The organism is Ewingella allii (assembly GCF_044430645.1).
In the GTDB taxonomy this organism is placed as follows: domain Bacteria; phylum Pseudomonadota; class Gammaproteobacteria; order Enterobacterales; family Enterobacteriaceae; genus Ewingella; species Ewingella allii.
In genome coordinates this window covers 42,958-56,900 of sequence record NZ_JAWUDN010000003.1, presented here as the reverse complement: position 1 = coordinate 56,900, position 13,943 = coordinate 42,958, and the positions used below count along the sequence as shown (strand labels likewise).

Genomic DNA, 13,943 nt, shown 5'->3' with positions numbered 1-13,943 from the left:
AATCTGGAGTTAACCCGAACAAGGAGAATCACCATGCCCCACATTAAACTTTACGGAACCCCGCTGTCTGGTCACTGCCACCGCGTGGTGTTACTGCTCAACATGCTCAGCCTGCCGTTCGAATCCATCGATGCGCCGGCGGCGTTGCGCCAAACCGACGAATTCAAAAAGCTCAGCCCGATGGCGCAAGTTCCCGTGCTGGTCGATGGCGATGTGGTGCTGACGGACAGCAACGCCATTCTGGTCTATCTGGTGAAACGCTATGCACCGAACAGCCACTGGCTGCCGGAAGACGCGGTCGAAGCCGCCCAGGTGCAACAGTGGCTGTCAAAAGCGGCGGGCGAGATCCGCTACGGCGTGGCGTCTGCCCGCATGGTGACGCAGTTCAAAGCGCCGGAGCACTACGACGCGGCGATTGCCGTTGCACGCAAGTTTTTGCCCCAGCTGGAAGAGCACCTGAGTCAGCATGAATTTCTGGCGACCGATAAAGCGACTATCGCGGATCTGGCGTGCTCCTGCTATGTCAAAACCGCGCCAGAGGGCGGCATTTCTCTAGTCAACTATCCGTCGATTCGTCGCTGGCTAGCCCGCATTGAAAAGCTGCCCGGCTACCAGCCACAGCCAGAGCTGGCGCTGCCTGCTGAAGTGATGTAACGGCCACAATAAGAAGAAAAGTCGGGGTGGAAAATGAGCGAATCCTTAGCCGTGAATGATGTTTTTCACCCTGATGAACGCCGGGCGCAGGCCTTGGCGCAGTTTGATATCACCAGCGCGCCAATCCGCGCCGCCATGCCAGAGCAGCACCGGACGTTTTTCGCCGGTTTGCCCTATCTGCTGGCTTCCACCATTGATGATGAAGGCTGGCCGCTGGCGACGCTCTTCACCGGCCCGCCGGGCTTTGTCAGCTCGCCAGACGACACGCATCTGCGGATTAACGCCCCGCGTCGGCAGGATGACCCGGCGCTGAATGCTATGTTTTCCGGTAAAGAGATTGGCATTTTGGGCATCGACTTCTCCAACCGCCGCCGTAACCGAGCCAACGGGCGGATCGGCCGGATGGATAAAAACCGTATTGAGATCGCTGTCGATCAAAGCTTCGGCAACTGCCCGAAATACATTCAGATCCGCGAGATCTACCCCGTGGACAGCGCAACGCCGCCTGCCGCCAGAGAGGATTTAGCCCAGTTAGATGATGAAGCGCGAGCGCTGATCCACCGCGCCGACACTCTGTTTGTGGCTTCTCACGCCTACAGTGAAAAGGCGCAGGGCGGTGCGGATGTCTCCCATCGCGGCGGGCAGCCGTGCTTTGTGAAGATAGACGGCAATCGCCTGTGGATCCCCGACTTCGTTGGCAATAACTTTATGAATACGCTGGGTAATCTTCTGGCGAAACCGCGCGCCGCCCTACTGTTCCCCGACTTCGACACTGGCGATATTCTGCACTTGCAGGGCACCACGGAGATTGTCTGGCAGCCAGAAACGATTAAAGGCCCCGAAGGAGCCCAGCGTTATTGGTGTGTCGATGTCCAGCGGGCGTGGCGTTTCCGTCAGGCACTGCCTTGGCGCGGGCGTAACGTGGAGTATTCACCCGCCTCGCTCGGCACCGGGCAGTGGTAATGCGCTACGCGCCTAAACCGTGGCGCGCTGATTCAGGCAGAGAAGCTACCACCAGCTGATAGGAGCCGTCTATCAGGTAGTAAAACTGCGAGTCCGGCAAGTCGCCATCGATATAAATGGTGTTCCAGTGCGCCTTATTCAGCTTATCGCCGGGGATCACGCAGTCGTGCTTGGCCCGCAAGTCGTCGGCCAATTCGGCACTGGTTTTGAGCGAAATAGCCTGCCGCCCGTTGCATTCGCAGAACATGGCAAACATCACGTCCGCCACTTTAATTTGGTTAGCACCGCGCTGGGTATTCTGCGTGGCCTCCGCGCCCGGCTTCCCCAGACAATAATCGAGTAATTCCTCATTGGTCATTTTTCTCATTCCCCTTGCAAGGTAGCGACGATCCGGCGCTGTCCGCCGTCGATCCGGTGTTCGCCCAGCCAAATGCCTTGCCAGGTGCCCAACACCAGTTTGCCCTTCGAAACGGGCAGCATTAATGATGCACCCAATAGTGATGATTTAATGTGACCCGGCATGTCGTCTCGCCCTTCGTAATCGTGCTCATAGGGCGCGTTTTCCGGCACGCTGCGCATGAAATGCTGCTCCATGTCCACTCGCACGGTGGGATCGCAGTTTTCATTAAGGGTCAGCGAGGCCGAGGTGTGCTGGATAAACAGATGCAACAGGCCGATTTGCACTTCGTGCAGACGCTGAATATGACTGAGCACTTCGTCGGTCACTAAATGAAAACCTCGCGATTTCGCGCTAAGGGTGAAGGTCTGCTGATGCCACATAGAGTCTCCTATCAAAACGGTTGCTCGTTAAGGATAGCAGCCAATAAAAAGGGCCGACATTGCTGTCGGCCCTTAAAAACGCTTCCTGCAAAATAATTCGGATTGCAGGAGGGATGGCGAGAGTTACTGAACGGCGGCGAATGCCTCGGCAACCTGCTTCACGTTGTGGTGGTTCAGGCCCGCCATGCAAACGCGGCCGCTGGCAATCAGGTAGACGCCGAACTCTTCGCGCAGGCGATCAACCTGCGCCACGCTGAAGCCGGTGTAGCTGAACATGCCGCGCTGTTGCAGCAGGTAATCAAAGTTGCGATTAGGCAGCGAGACTTTCAGGCTGTTAACCAGCGTCTGGCGCATTTCCAGAATACGCGCGCGCATGTTTTCCACTTCGCTCAGCCATTGGGCCTTGAGCTGGGTGTCATTCAGGACTTTGGCTACCACCTGCGCACCAAAGTTTGGTGGGCTGGAGTAGTTACGGCGCACGGTGGCTTTCAACTGACCCAGGACGCGACCGGCTGATTCGGCATTTTCACACACCACGGACAGGCCGCCGACGCGCTCGCCGTACAGCGAGAAAATCTTGGAGAAGGAGTTGCTGACGAAGCAGGTCACGCCCGCCGCCGCCATTTCGCGAATGGCATAAACATCCTCGTCGATACCCGCGCCGTAGCCCTGATAAGCGATATCGAGGAAGGGGATCAGGTCGCGCTGTTTAGCGATTTCAATCACTTGGTCCCACTGCGCTGGTGTCAGGTCAGAACCCGTTGGGTTGTGGCAGCACGGGTGCAGCAGAACGATGCTCTGCGCAGGCAGGCTTTTCAGCGTCTCGAGCATACCGGCGAAGTCGACGCCGAGGCTTTTTGGATCAAAGTACGGGTAAGTGTGAACCTTGAAACCCGCGCCGCTAAAGATAGCCACGTGGTTATCCCAGGTTGGGTCGCTCACCCAGACTTCTGAATTCGGGAAGTAGGTTTTCAGAAAATCTGCGCCGACTTTCAGCGCGCCCGAGCCGCCAACGGTCTGAATGGTCGCAATGCGACCCTCTTTCAGCGCCGGGTGTTCAGCACCAAATAACAGCGTCTGAATCGCGCTGCGGTAGGCCGGCAAGCCGTCCATCGGCAAGTAAACTGACGCCGCCTGAGGCTGGGCGTTCAGCCATTCTTCCGCCGCCGCGACGGAAGGCAGTTGAGGAATAATACCTTGCTCGTCGTAATACAAACCGATGCTCAGGTTAACCTTCTTCTCTCTTGGATCATTTTTGAAACTGTCCATCAACGACAGGATCGGGTCACCCGCATAGGCATCGACATGTTGGAACACGGTATACATCTCCTCGGTGGTTTATTTTCAAATGATCGCGTCGCTCGGATCTCTTGCCCACGCCGCTCAGTCGCGCCGGCGGGGGGATCCAAGGTCAATCATTGGACTCGCTTGCTTCACAGACTAACAAAGTTCGTTAAAAAAAATGACAACTATATGGTGTCATTTTACAAACATGAGTCGCGCGTCAAATCTGCGTGAAAGCTGCTGTTCGCGGAACTTTTCCATCACGAAATCCACGAAAACTCGGGTCTTTGCGGGCAGCATTTTATGCGTGGGAAAATAGAGCGAAAGCGTACCGTTTTCGGCATACCAATTCGGCAATACGCGAACCAGCCGACCACTCTCCAGATAGGGCAATAAATTGGGAAGGCTCGCCACCGCGATGCCCAATCCCATCACTGCCGCCTGGCAGCAAGCTTCTGGCTCGTTGAAGGTCATACGCTCGGGCAACGAAATGGCCGCCTGCCGGTCCTGGCTGTCGCGCAGGATAAAATTACGCACACGCCCGGTCTGTGGAGAGCGAATGCGGATCCCCTCGCCAAAGGCTAAATCTTCGGGTTCGACAAAAGGCGGCTTGCTGGCGAGATAGGCGGGGGACGCCGCCAAAACGGTGTGCGCTGGCGCAAGTTCGCGGGCCACAATCCCCTGCGGCAGCTCAAATCCGCCGCCGATAGCTGCGTCGAATCGCTCGCCAATCAGGTCGACTTTGCGATTATCAAATTCCCAATCGGGGCGAATAAGAGGATAGCGGCCCAAAAACTCGTCCAGCAAAGGCAGCAAATAGTGAATACCAAAGTGGGTGCCGACGCTCACCTTGAGCGGCCCTGACGGATGCTGCGCGCTGCTGTCCAGACTGTTCATCGCCATCTGAATCGACGCCAAACCACCGCGAACCTCGAGTAAAAATCTCTCGCCCGCTTCGGTTAGCGTAAGTTTTCGCGTGCTGCGCTGGAAGAGCCGCACCCCAAGCTGGGCTTCCAGCGTAGTGACGTTTTTGCCAACCGCCGCCGAGGTCAATGCCAGACGCCGCCCGGCAGCCGAAAAACTGCCCGTATCGGCACTCTCTACAAAGCATTCCAGATGATTAATCATACTCTTAGGCCCATTTCAAACTTTTAGTTTGAAATGATTATAGCGATTACTGGCTATTCCTATCCTAATTTCGGGTCGATACTTGTCTCCATCAACCCCTCTTCCTAATGATTTGGAGACATACCATGACTACCACAACACATTCTTCTTCACTGGCTGGCAAAGTCGCTTTCGTCCAAGGCGGCGCGCGGGGTATCGGCGCGGCTATCGTTCGTCGCTTAGCTCAGGAAGGCGCAAGCGTGGCCTTTACCTACGTTTCTTCGGCGGAGAAAGCCAACGCGCTGGCGGCAGAGATTGAAAAAATCGGCGTTAAAGCCTTAGCCATTCAGGCCGACAGCGCAAATGAGCAGGCCGTTCGTCTGGCCATCACGCAGGCCGCCAAGCATTTCGGCCGTGTCGATATTCTGGTCAACAACGCCGGGGTTTTGGCCGTCGCGCCGCTCGACGAATTCAGCATGGAAGACTTCGATCGCACGCTGGCCATCAATGTACGCAGCGTGTTTGTTGCCAGTCAGGAAGCGGCGCGCCACATGCCGGAAGGCGGGCGCATTATCAATATCGGCAGCACCAACGCTGATCGCATGCCCTTCGCCGGTGGCGCGGTGTACGCCATGAGTAAATCAGCCATAGTTGGCCTTACCAAAGGATTGGCGCGAGATTTAGGGCCACGGGGGATCACGGTGAATAACGTTCAGCCCGGCCCGGTTGATACCGATATGAATCCGGCAGAAGGCGCGATGGCAGAAGAGTTAACGAAGCTGATTGCGGTAAACCGTTATGGCAAAGACAGCGAAATCGCTGCCTTTGTGGCTTTCCTCTCTGGCCCCGAGGCGGGTTATATCAGCGGAGCCAGCCTGACTATCGACGGTGGTTTTGGCGCCTAATAGCACTCAGGCGTCATTACCGATATAAACGCGGGCAGTGCGGGCGGTCAACTGAGTGACCAGCTCGTACTGGCTGATGCCGGTCGCGGCGGCGATCTGTTCGACCGGCATCCCTTCTCCCCAGAAAATCACTTCATCCCCCACCCGGTCGGTGGCATCCGGGCCGAGATCGACGGAAATCATATCCATCGAAACGCGTCCGACGATAGGCACGATGCGGCCATTGACCAGCACCGGCGTGCCGCTCGGCGCGCTTCTTGGATAGCCGTCGCCATAGCCCATCGCCACCACGCCAAGGCGCGTATCTCGCATGCTGCGCCAAACGCCGCCATAGCCCACAGGCTCACCCGCCGCATGGTCGCGCACGGCGATCAGGCTGGAGGTCAGGGTCATCGCGGGTTTTAAGCCAAAATGGGCGGCATCGGCGAAGCTCATCGGCGAAACGCCGTAGAGGATCAGGCCAGCGCGCACTAAGTCGTGATGGGCTTCGGGCCAGTGGAGAATTCCGCTCGAAGCGGCGAGAGATTTCAGCCCCGGCTTGTCCTGAGTGAACTGCTGGAAGCAGCGAATCTGGTCAGGTGTGGCTTCAACATCGGGTTCGTCTGCACGGGCGAAGTGGCTCATAATATTGACCGGCTGGCGAACATTCGGGCAGGCGCTGAGACGCTGATAAAACGCCTCGGCTTCGGCTGGGTGAACCCCAAGACGGTGCATGCCGGTGTCGAGCTTCATCCACACCGTGAGCGGCCGTTCGAGCTTCGCCTGCTCCAGAGCTTGCAGCTGCTCGAGGCTGTGAACCGCCGTTTCCAGCCCATGCGCGGCCACTACGGGCAGCTCATCGGCGCTGAAAAAACCTTCCAGCAGCAAAATAGGTTTAATGATCCCGCCAGCTCGCAGCGTTAATGCTTCGCTCAGGCGGGCCACGCCGTAACAATCTGCATCCTGCAAAGCCTGCGCGGCTTCCAGCAAACCGTGTCCGTAGGCGTTAGCCTTCACCACCGCCACCACACGACTTTGCGGCGCCATATGCCGCACCCGTTGCAGATTATGTCGCAGAGCGCGGCAATCAATGACAGCCGTAGCCGCTTTCATCTTGATTCCTTTATAAATTCTTAATTTAAAAATGACACACCTAGCTTCATAGGGAATTAACACGAAAGCTAAGGGGCGTTATTGGCGCAGTCAGTTTGCGTTCGGCCAGCGCGGAAAAACCGGAGTGTACACGTAGTACACGAGGATTTTGAGCACTGCCCGGACGAAAAATGGCAAGCAAAATAGCCTCGCACACTAGTCCTCGTCGTATTGAGGACCGCCATAGTTATCAAACCGCGAAAACTGCCCATTAAAGGTCAGTCGCACTGTACCGATTGGACCGTTACGCTGCTTACCGAGGATGATCTGCGCGATGCCTTTCTCTTCACTGTTATCGTGATACACCTCGTCACGATAGATGAACATGATCAAGTCGGCATCCTGCTCGATGGAGCCGGATTCACGCAAGTCGGAGTTAACCGGGCGTTTATCCGCGCGCTGCTCCAGGCTGCGGTTCAGCTGCGACAGCGCCACCACTGGCACTTGCAGCTCTTTGGCTAAGGCTTTGAGCGAGCGGGAGATTTCGGCGATTTCCAGCGTACGGTTGTCGGACAGCGAAGGGACGCGCATCAGCTGTAAGTAGTCGATCATGATCAGGCTCAGGCCGCCGTGTTCGCGGAAAATACGCCGCGCGCGGGAGCGCACTTCAGTTGGCGTCAGGCCAGAGGAGTCATCGATGTACATATTGCGTTTTTCCAGCAGGATACCCATGGTGCTGGAGATGCGTGCCCAATCCTCGTCATCGAGCTGGCCGGTACGAATTTTGGTTTGGTCGACGCGAGAAAGCGACGCCAGCATACGCATCATAATCTGGTCGCCGGGCATCTCCAGACTGAAGATAAGCACCGGTTTTTCCTGCATCATCGCGGCGTTTTCGGCGAGGTTCATCGCAAAGGTGGTTTTACCCATCGAAGGACGCGCCGCCACGATAATCAAATCTGATTTCTGCAAACCGGCAGTTTTCTTATCCAAATCGGCATAGCCGGTGGACACCCCAGTGACGCCGTCGTGCGGGCGCTGGAAGAGTTCTTCGATGCGCGACACCGTGCTTTCCAAAATGCGGTCGATGCTTTTCGGGCCTTCATCTTTGTTGGCGCGGCTTTCGGCAATTTGAAATACGCGAGATTCCGCCAGATCCAGCAGGTCTTCACTACTGCGGCCCTGCGGGTCATAACCGGCGTCGGCAATTTCATTAGCGACGGAAATCATTTCGCGGACGACCGCACGTTCACGGACGATATCGGCATAAGCGCCGATGTTGGCCGCACTTGGGGTATTTTTCGACAACTCGGCTAAATAGGCAAAGCCGCCCACTGAGTCCAAATCGCCTTTTTGCTCCAGCGATTCAGAGAGGGTTATCAAGTCGATAGGCTTGCTCATTTCCAGCAAGCGCTGCATTTCGGTAAAAATCAGGCGATGCGGGCGGCTGAAGAAGTCATTGCTGACCACGCGTTCCGCCACGTTGTCCCAGCGCTCGTTATCCAGCATTAGCCCGCCCAGAACGGATTGTTCAGCTTCCAGCGAGTGCGGAGGAAGCTTCAATCCTTCCATCTGACGATCGCGGTTTTCGTTCTGTTGATTGGTCGGTTTTTTTGCTGCCATGTGTGGGAAATTCCTGCGGTAAGCGCCTGTTTTGTGAGCATCGACTTCCCAGTAATTTAGGAAGTTTTTTCGCTGCTTAGTATAGGTTGTGCTGTCTCATTTCAAAAGGGTATTAACCCGCTGTGCCTAAAATCTGGATTGTCGCAAACATTTAGCCTAGGGTTGAAAACAGACCCTAACACGAGATTAAAACATGGCTAAGCGCATTCAATTTGCCGCAACAGGCGGCCCCGATGTTCTGCAATATGTCGATTTTCAACCACAAGACCCGGCCGCGGGCGAAGTGCAGGTCGAGAATAAAGCGATAGGGATCAACTACATTGATACCTATATTCGCGGTGGCTTGTACCCAGCCCCCTTGCCTTCCGGACTGGGTACCGAAGCGGCGGGCGTGGTGAGCAAAGTTGGCAGCAATGTGACGGGCATTAAGGTCGGCGACCGCGTGGTTTACGCGCAGGCTCCTTTGGGTGCCTACAGCGAAGTGCATAACGTTTCGCAAGAAAAAATCGCCCTGCTGCCCGATGCTATTAGTTTTGAAGTGGCCGCCGCGTCGTTCCTCAAAGGTTTGACCGTCCACTATTTGCTGCGCCAAACCCATAAAATTCAGGCTGGTGAAACCTTCCTGTTCCACGCTGCCGCCGGTGGTGTAGGCCTGATCGCCTGCCAGTGGGCGAAAGCGCTGGGTGCGAACCTGATTGGTACCGTCGGCTCAGAAGAGAAAGCCCAGCGGGCGAAAGAAGCCGGGGCATGGGCGACGATTAACTACCAGACGGAAGACATTGTTGCCCGTGTTAAAGCGCTGACCAATAACGAAAAAGTCGGCGTGGTTTATGACTCGGTGGGTAAAGATACCTTTGAGCGCTCCCTCGATAGCCTGAAGCCGCGCGGCCTGCTGGTCAGCTTCGGTAATGCTTCCGGCCCGGTGTCAGGGGTCAATTTAGGGATTCTGTCGCAGAAAGGCTCGCTGTTCGTCACTCGTCCGAGCCTCGGCAGTTACATCACCAACCGCGAAGAGCTGAAAACCGCCAGCGACGAGCTGTTCTCGCTGATCGCCAGCGGCGCTATCAAAGTGGATGTCAGCGAGGCGCAAAAATTCCCGCTGTCCGAAGCGAAGCGTGCCCATGAAACGCTGGAAAGCCGCGCGACGCAAGGCTCTAGCCTGCTGATCCCCGGCAAATGATCGGCTATTCCTGAAATGCAAAAGGGCTTCCGTGTGGAAGCCCTTTTACTGTCTTGCTCAGACGACTGCTGATAAAGACGGGTACTGCTTGTAGGGGTACTGCAAGGTAAATCCGCGGACGATGAGGCTTAAGCCTCTATTTTATATCTCACGGATTTGATGAATTTCGTTCGAGCTGACATTCGCAGCGCGAGAAATGCATCCTAGCAGTCCTCAATGTTAAAAAGTATGGTTAATAAAAAATCTGCGGACTTAAAAGTGTAAGCTGTGATCGATGCCACATAAGTAAAAGTTATCTCGACAAATGTTGCAGTGCAATCTGAACAGGTCAGAGCTCAGATAGCTGATAATTCGAGGAATTAATTATCCATTATGGCTTATGGCAAACGACGCGAACGATAGCGCGGCGTGTCAGGCTTTTTAAACGCGCGATAAATCCACACGACGGCAACGGCGAGTAGCAGCCACGGCAACATTTTTATAACAATAGCCAGAAAGCCTCCCAGCATCATTACCGCAAAGGCCACCACCAGAGCTGCAATCACGCCCAGCAGCGAAACACCTGTCAGTAACAACATAAAGAAAAAGCCAAGCACAAAGAGAATTTCCAACATCGCATGCTCCTTAATAAACAGCGAAAACACGGAACAGCCTGACGAATGTCATCTGACTCCCCTAGCTATTACAAGAAACATGCCAGAACGGCGGATTATTTATTTGATTGAATTTACGAGAAATATTTCGCCACCAGCTAAAAAGGCCAATGGCGAAATAGTAAGAAAGGCTAACTTTTAGCGGATTTAACTAACAGATTTATGCCTGGCTGATTGCCGCGTGCGGCTGAGTGACCAGTTGTAGCGCCTGCTCAACCACCTCAATACCTGAACCCGGCTTATGGGCGTTTTCGCTCAGGTGACGACGCCATTGGCGCGCGCCGGGCACGCTCTGGAAAATTCCCAGAATGTGCCGCGTCATGTGCCCCAGATAAGTGCCCTTCGCCAACTCCGCCTCAATGTACGGATACATGCCACGAATAACCTCCGGCGCCGTGCGCAGCGGGCCATCTGAGCCAAAAAGCTCGCGGTCCACGTTCAGCAACATGCCAGGGTTTTGATAGGCTTCGCGCCCCACCATCACGCCATCCATATGTTGCAAATGCGCCTTGGCTTCTTCCAGGGTTTTGATGCCGCCGTTAATCGCCATCGTCAGGTGCGGGAAGTCTTTTTTCAGCTGATATACGCGCGGGTAATCCAGCGGCGGGATCTCGCGGTTCTCTTTCGGGCTGAGGCCAGACAACCAGGCTTTGCGGGCATGGATGATAAAGGTGTCGCAGCCGCCCTTCTCAGAGACTTGCTGAACGAAGTCGCAAAGGAACTCGTAGCTGTCTTGTTCGTCGATGCCAATACGCGTTTTTACCGTCACGGGAATGGACACCACATCGCGCATGGCCTTGATGCAGTCTGCCACCAGCGAAGCTTGCGCCATCAGGCAAGCACCAAACATGCCGTTTTGCACGCGGTCAGACGGGCAGCCGACGTTCAGGTTGATTTCATCATAGCCGCGCTGTTCCGCAAGCTTGGCGCAGGTCGCCAAATCCGCAGGATTGCTGCCACCCAGTTGCAGCGCCACAGGGTGCTCCGCGTCACCAAATCCAAGGTAGTCGCCTTTGCCGTGAATGATCGCGCCGGTGGTAACCATTTCGGTGTACAGCAGCGTTTGGCCGGTCATTAAACGATGGAAATGGCGGCAATGACGATCGGTCCAGTCGAGCATCGGCGCGACGGAAAAACGTTGGGCCGAATAGGGTTTGGTGCTGGCTTGAGATGTGGCGTTTTGAGTTTCTGACATCGACCTGAGATTCGCTGAAGGTGTTCGGGCGCTCCCTCGAGCATCATTGGCCGAAGGAATGGAATCGCAGATTATACCACAGAACGGCGATTCGGCATCTCACGGGGTGCTCTGCCGCTAAAGGCAAAACCCTCGTGAGCCATTTCAACAATCACTTTTTCAGCAACGCGGTTTAGACGATCGCCTTGGTTGAAGCCCGCTCGGCCTTGGTCTGCCCCAGCTGTTGCTCCAACACTTCCAGTGAAACACCTTTAGTTTCAGGCACCTTGAGTTGCACGAAGGCCCATCCCGCCAGGCAAATCGCGCCATACAGGAAGAAACTCCCCGCCGCGCCCAGCGCCACGTTGAGCAGCGGGAAGGTGTAAGTCAGGACAAAACAGGCGACCCACAGCGCCAGCGTACAGGTCGCCATTGCCGTGCCTCGCACCCGATTGGGGAAGATTTCTGACAGCAAAACCCACGTCACCGGAGCCAGCGTTACCGCGTAAATCGCAATGGCGACCAGCACCAACAGCAGGACCGGCAACCCCATAATGCCAAAGGAATAGGCCATACCAATCAGCACGTAGATGATGGTCAGGCCCGCCGCGCCGTACTGCATCAGGCGGCGACGCCCAATGCGGTCCACCAGAGGCAGCGCCAGAAGTGTAAAGATCAGGTTGATCAGGCCGGTGGCGACGATGGATTTCAGCGTGTCGTTGATGTCGAAGCCCGCCGAGGCGAAAATCTCCTGCGCGTAGTTGAAGATGACGTTAATCCCGCACCACTGCTGAAATACCGCCAGCACCACGCCCATCACCACGATAGGTCTAACTTTCGGCTGCCATAGGGCGGAGAGAGGCACTTGCTGGTTTTCCGACCCCAGCGAGTGGCGGATATCAGAGAGCGTCTGCTGCGCGTACTCCACCGAGCCAATACGGCGCAGCACTTTTTCAGCCTGCGGATAGCGGTTTGCTTTCGCCAGCCAGCGCGGTGATTCCGGCACCACGAACATCAGTAGCAGGAACAACACTGCCGGAATGCCTTCCGCGCCGAACATGTAGCGCCAGCCAACCTGCGCATTCCAGGTTTGCAGGATTTCGGCCTGCGTCGCCGCGGAAGCTACGGGTTCGGCAATCATCAGGTTGACCAGCTGCGCGGCAAGCACACCGATAACAATGGTCAACTGATTGACGGCCACAAAGCGCCCGCGCTTCTCGGCTGGGCTGATCTCGGCGATGTAAACCGGCGCGAGGGCCGAAGCCAGACCAATACCGACCCCGCCGACAATGCGCCAAAACACAAACCAGTCGAAGTCGTTAGCCAGTGCAGTTCCCACGGCCGAGAGCGTAAAGGCAATCGCCGCGATAATCAGCGACAGGCGGCGGCCAAAACGGTCTGACAGCCAGCCCGATACCATGGCCCCAAGGATACAGCCCACCAGCGCCGAGCTCATGGCCCAGCCGGAGGTGGCGGGGTCGGTAATATGGAAATAGGCCTCGTAGAACGGCTTCGCGCCACCAATTACCACCCAGTCGTAACCAAACAGCAGCCCGCCACAGGCGGCAACCAGACAGATCATCCAGACATAGGGCATGTTCAGTGTTGTAGGATTTTTCATCATTGCTGCTCCTCGCCCGTCGTCGTAGGAGTTAGGGTGCTTTCCGAAGTAAGCGTCATGGTTTGAGTAAGCGTTTCATGGGGTTCCAACACCTTGAGGCCCCCTAAATCGGCCATGTTGTGGCCATTGGCGGCGTGACTCATCGGCTCGAAACAGAAGAAATCAAAATCATAGCCGCGGTCGAACTTAGGGTCCGAGACGAAAACGAAATAGACCGGACAGGCTGGCTCCGTAGACAGACTTAGCTGCTGTTGATGACTCGGCCAGATAATTTTCGCCTGCCCATCCCACCCCGAAAACCCGTTGTTCACCCAGCGGCGCGGCAAGGTTTTTGCCGTCGAGAACTGCACATCCTCGGGTAAGTCGGCCTGATGTTCACCCGCCAGCCACTGAGCCTCTTCCAGCCAATATCCTGCAGCATTGGCCTGAAGCTGGGTGTCCTCATCAAGAGGGAAATAGGGGTGCCAGCCAAGGCCAAATGGCATCGCCACTTTGCCCAGATTGGTGACACTGAGCGTCACCTCAAGCTGATTATCCACCAGCTCAAATCGCTGCAAAGCGCGATACTGATAAGCTCCGTGATGATGGCTAAACTCCAACAGCAGGTGCCAATCATCATGTTCGGCGCAGCGCCACTCCTGTAACCAACCATCACCGTGCAAATAGTGGGCATCCCAGTCGGTGTTGGGTTTTAACGGATAGCGCGTGCCGTCAAAGTCAAACTGGTTGCCGTTAACCCGATTACCAAAAGGCACCAGCGGAAAACAGCCGGATTGCAGCGGCGGCGTATCGGGGGAGACTTTTGCTGGTCGCAACAATGGCAGGTCGGCTCCGTTGCGATGTGCCACCAGCTGGATGATGCTGCCGCCATGAGTAGACACCTTAAGGGAAAGCTGTGGATTGGTTAGCGTAAACAGAGACATAGCGC

The 13,943-nt window shown here is 55.9% G+C and carries 14 protein-coding genes; 4 read left to right on the top strand and 10 right to left on the bottom strand.

The genetic code is table 11. The features are described 5' to 3' along the window. Positions 1-33 precede the first annotated feature (33 nt). On the top strand, positions 34-654 hold the full coding sequence (locus SBO83_RS09025) for a glutathione S-transferase N-terminal domain-containing protein (protein ID WP_396131265.1): 621 nt from the start codon (positions 34-36) through the stop codon (positions 652-654). A gap of 33 nt (positions 655-687) precedes the next feature. Next, positions 688-1,617 carry a pyridoxamine 5'-phosphate oxidase family protein gene (locus SBO83_RS09020; RefSeq protein ID WP_396131264.1) on the top strand — a complete coding sequence of 310 codons (930 nt, stop codon included), beginning with the start codon at positions 688-690 and terminating at the stop codon, positions 1,615-1,617. Between the two features lie 4 nt (positions 1,618-1,621). On the opposite strand, the gene SBO83_RS09015 is transcribed toward SBO83_RS09020, so the two are convergent. From SBO83_RS09015 to SBO83_RS09000, 4 genes are all read right to left on the bottom strand, one after another. Further along, positions 1,622-1,975, bottom strand: a complete 354-nt coding sequence (locus SBO83_RS09015; protein WP_396131263.1) for an MmcQ/YjbR family DNA-binding protein — start codon at positions 1,973-1,975, stop codon at positions 1,622-1,624. Positions 1,976-1,980: 5 nt separating this feature from the next. Further along, the gene (locus SBO83_RS09010; RefSeq protein ID WP_353503504.1) at positions 1,981-2,397 is read right to left on the bottom strand and encodes a secondary thiamine-phosphate synthase enzyme YjbQ; all 417 of its coding nucleotides are present in this window, start codon (positions 2,395-2,397) and stop codon (positions 1,981-1,983) included. 123 nt (positions 2,398-2,520) lie between these two features. After that, on the bottom strand, positions 2,521-3,714 hold the full coding sequence (locus SBO83_RS09005; RefSeq protein ID WP_396131262.1) for an aromatic amino acid transaminase: 1,194 nt from the start codon (positions 3,712-3,714) through the stop codon (positions 2,521-2,523). Positions 3,715-3,876: 162 nt separating this feature from the next. Then, complete coding sequence (locus tag SBO83_RS09000; RefSeq protein ID WP_396131261.1) at positions 3,877-4,809, bottom strand: LysR substrate-binding domain-containing protein; 933 nt, start codon at positions 4,807-4,809, stop codon at positions 3,877-3,879. 125 nt (positions 4,810-4,934) lie between these two features. On the opposite strand from SBO83_RS09000, the gene SBO83_RS08995 reads away from it, so the two are divergent. Continuing rightward, a complete protein-coding gene (locus tag SBO83_RS08995) occupies positions 4,935-5,693 on the top strand; it encodes an SDR family oxidoreductase (RefSeq protein ID WP_396131260.1) in 759 nt (252 codons plus the stop codon). 6 nt (positions 5,694-5,699) lie between these two features. Here the strand turns inward: SBO83_RS08995 and alr are convergent, their stop codons facing one another. Both alr and dnaB read right to left on the bottom strand, forming a co-directional pair. Then, positions 5,700-6,785 (bottom strand): alanine racemase, encoded by a 1,086-nt coding sequence (gene alr, locus SBO83_RS08990; protein ID WP_396131259.1) that lies wholly within the window; start codon positions 6,783-6,785, stop codon positions 5,700-5,702. Positions 6,786-6,980: 195 nt separating this feature from the next. Beyond that, complete coding sequence (dnaB, locus tag SBO83_RS08985) at positions 6,981-8,387, bottom strand: replicative DNA helicase (RefSeq protein ID WP_353503509.1); 1,407 nt, start codon at positions 8,385-8,387, stop codon at positions 6,981-6,983. A gap of 193 nt (positions 8,388-8,580) precedes the next feature. Between dnaB and SBO83_RS08980 the strand changes: the two genes are divergently transcribed. After that, complete coding sequence (locus tag SBO83_RS08980; protein ID WP_396131258.1) at positions 8,581-9,567, top strand: quinone oxidoreductase; 987 nt, start codon at positions 8,581-8,583, stop codon at positions 9,565-9,567. Between the two features lie 377 nt (positions 9,568-9,944). On the opposite strand, the gene pspG is transcribed toward SBO83_RS08980, so the two are convergent. The 4 genes from pspG to SBO83_RS08960 all read right to left on the bottom strand — a co-directional run bounded on the left by pspG (position 9,945) and on the right by SBO83_RS08960 (position 13,938). After that, positions 9,945-10,181 (bottom strand): envelope stress response protein PspG, encoded by a 237-nt coding sequence (gene pspG / locus SBO83_RS08975; RefSeq protein ID WP_396131497.1) that lies wholly within the window; start codon positions 10,179-10,181, stop codon positions 9,945-9,947. 199 nt (positions 10,182-10,380) lie between these two features. Further along, positions 10,381-11,415, bottom strand: a complete 1,035-nt coding sequence (gene dusA / locus SBO83_RS08970) for a tRNA dihydrouridine(20/20a) synthase DusA (protein WP_396131257.1) — start codon at positions 11,413-11,415, stop codon at positions 10,381-10,383. Positions 11,416-11,587: 172 nt separating this feature from the next. Beyond that, positions 11,588-13,015 carry a sugar porter family MFS transporter gene (locus tag SBO83_RS08965; protein WP_396131496.1) on the bottom strand — a complete coding sequence of 476 codons (1,428 nt, stop codon included), beginning with the start codon at positions 13,013-13,015 and terminating at the stop codon, positions 11,588-11,590. Then, positions 13,015-13,938, bottom strand: a complete 924-nt coding sequence (locus SBO83_RS08960) for an aldose 1-epimerase (RefSeq protein WP_396131256.1) — start codon at positions 13,936-13,938, stop codon at positions 13,015-13,017. The genes SBO83_RS08965 and SBO83_RS08960 overlap by 1 nt, the downstream gene beginning before the upstream one ends. Between the last annotated feature and the right edge of the window lie 5 nt (positions 13,939-13,943).

What these genes read in the sequence shown, in the direction of transcription:
- SBO83_RS09000 (WP_396131261.1), bottom strand. Translation starts at nt 4,809, where the DNA reads ATGATTAATCATCTGGAATGCTTTGTAGAGAGTGCCGATACGGGCAGT.
- SBO83_RS09015 (WP_396131263.1), bottom strand. Translation starts at nt 1,975, where the DNA reads ATGACCAATGAGGAATTACTCGATTATTGTCTGGGGAAGCCGGGCGCG.
- SBO83_RS08960 (WP_396131256.1), bottom strand. Translation starts at nt 13,938, where the DNA reads ATGTCTCTGTTTACGCTAACCAATCCACAGCTTTCCCTTAAGGTGTCT.
- dusA (WP_396131257.1), bottom strand. Translation starts at nt 11,415, where the DNA reads ATGTCAGAAACTCAAAACGCCACATCTCAAGCCAGCACCAAACCCTAT.
- SBO83_RS09020 (WP_396131264.1), top strand. Translation starts at nt 688, where the DNA reads ATGAGCGAATCCTTAGCCGTGAATGATGTTTTTCACCCTGATGAACGC.
- SBO83_RS08995 (WP_396131260.1), top strand. Translation starts at nt 4,935, where the DNA reads ATGACTACCACAACACATTCTTCTTCACTGGCTGGCAAAGTCGCTTTC.
- SBO83_RS08980 (WP_396131258.1), top strand. Translation starts at nt 8,581, where the DNA reads ATGGCTAAGCGCATTCAATTTGCCGCAACAGGCGGCCCCGATGTTCTG.
- pspG (WP_396131497.1), bottom strand. Translation starts at nt 10,181, where the DNA reads ATGTTGGAAATTCTCTTTGTGCTTGGCTTTTTCTTTATGTTGTTACTG.
- alr (WP_396131259.1), bottom strand. Translation starts at nt 6,785, where the DNA reads ATGAAAGCGGCTACGGCTGTCATTGATTGCCGCGCTCTGCGACATAAT.
- SBO83_RS08965 (WP_396131496.1), bottom strand. Translation starts at nt 13,015, where the DNA reads ATGAAAAATCCTACAACACTGAACATGCCCTATGTCTGGATGATCTGT.
- SBO83_RS09010 (WP_353503504.1), bottom strand. Translation starts at nt 2,397, where the DNA reads ATGTGGCATCAGCAGACCTTCACCCTTAGCGCGAAATCGCGAGGTTTT.
- SBO83_RS09025 (WP_396131265.1), top strand. Translation starts at nt 34, where the DNA reads ATGCCCCACATTAAACTTTACGGAACCCCGCTGTCTGGTCACTGCCAC.
- dnaB (WP_353503509.1), bottom strand. Translation starts at nt 8,387, where the DNA reads ATGGCAGCAAAAAAACCGACCAATCAACAGAACGAAAACCGCGATCGT.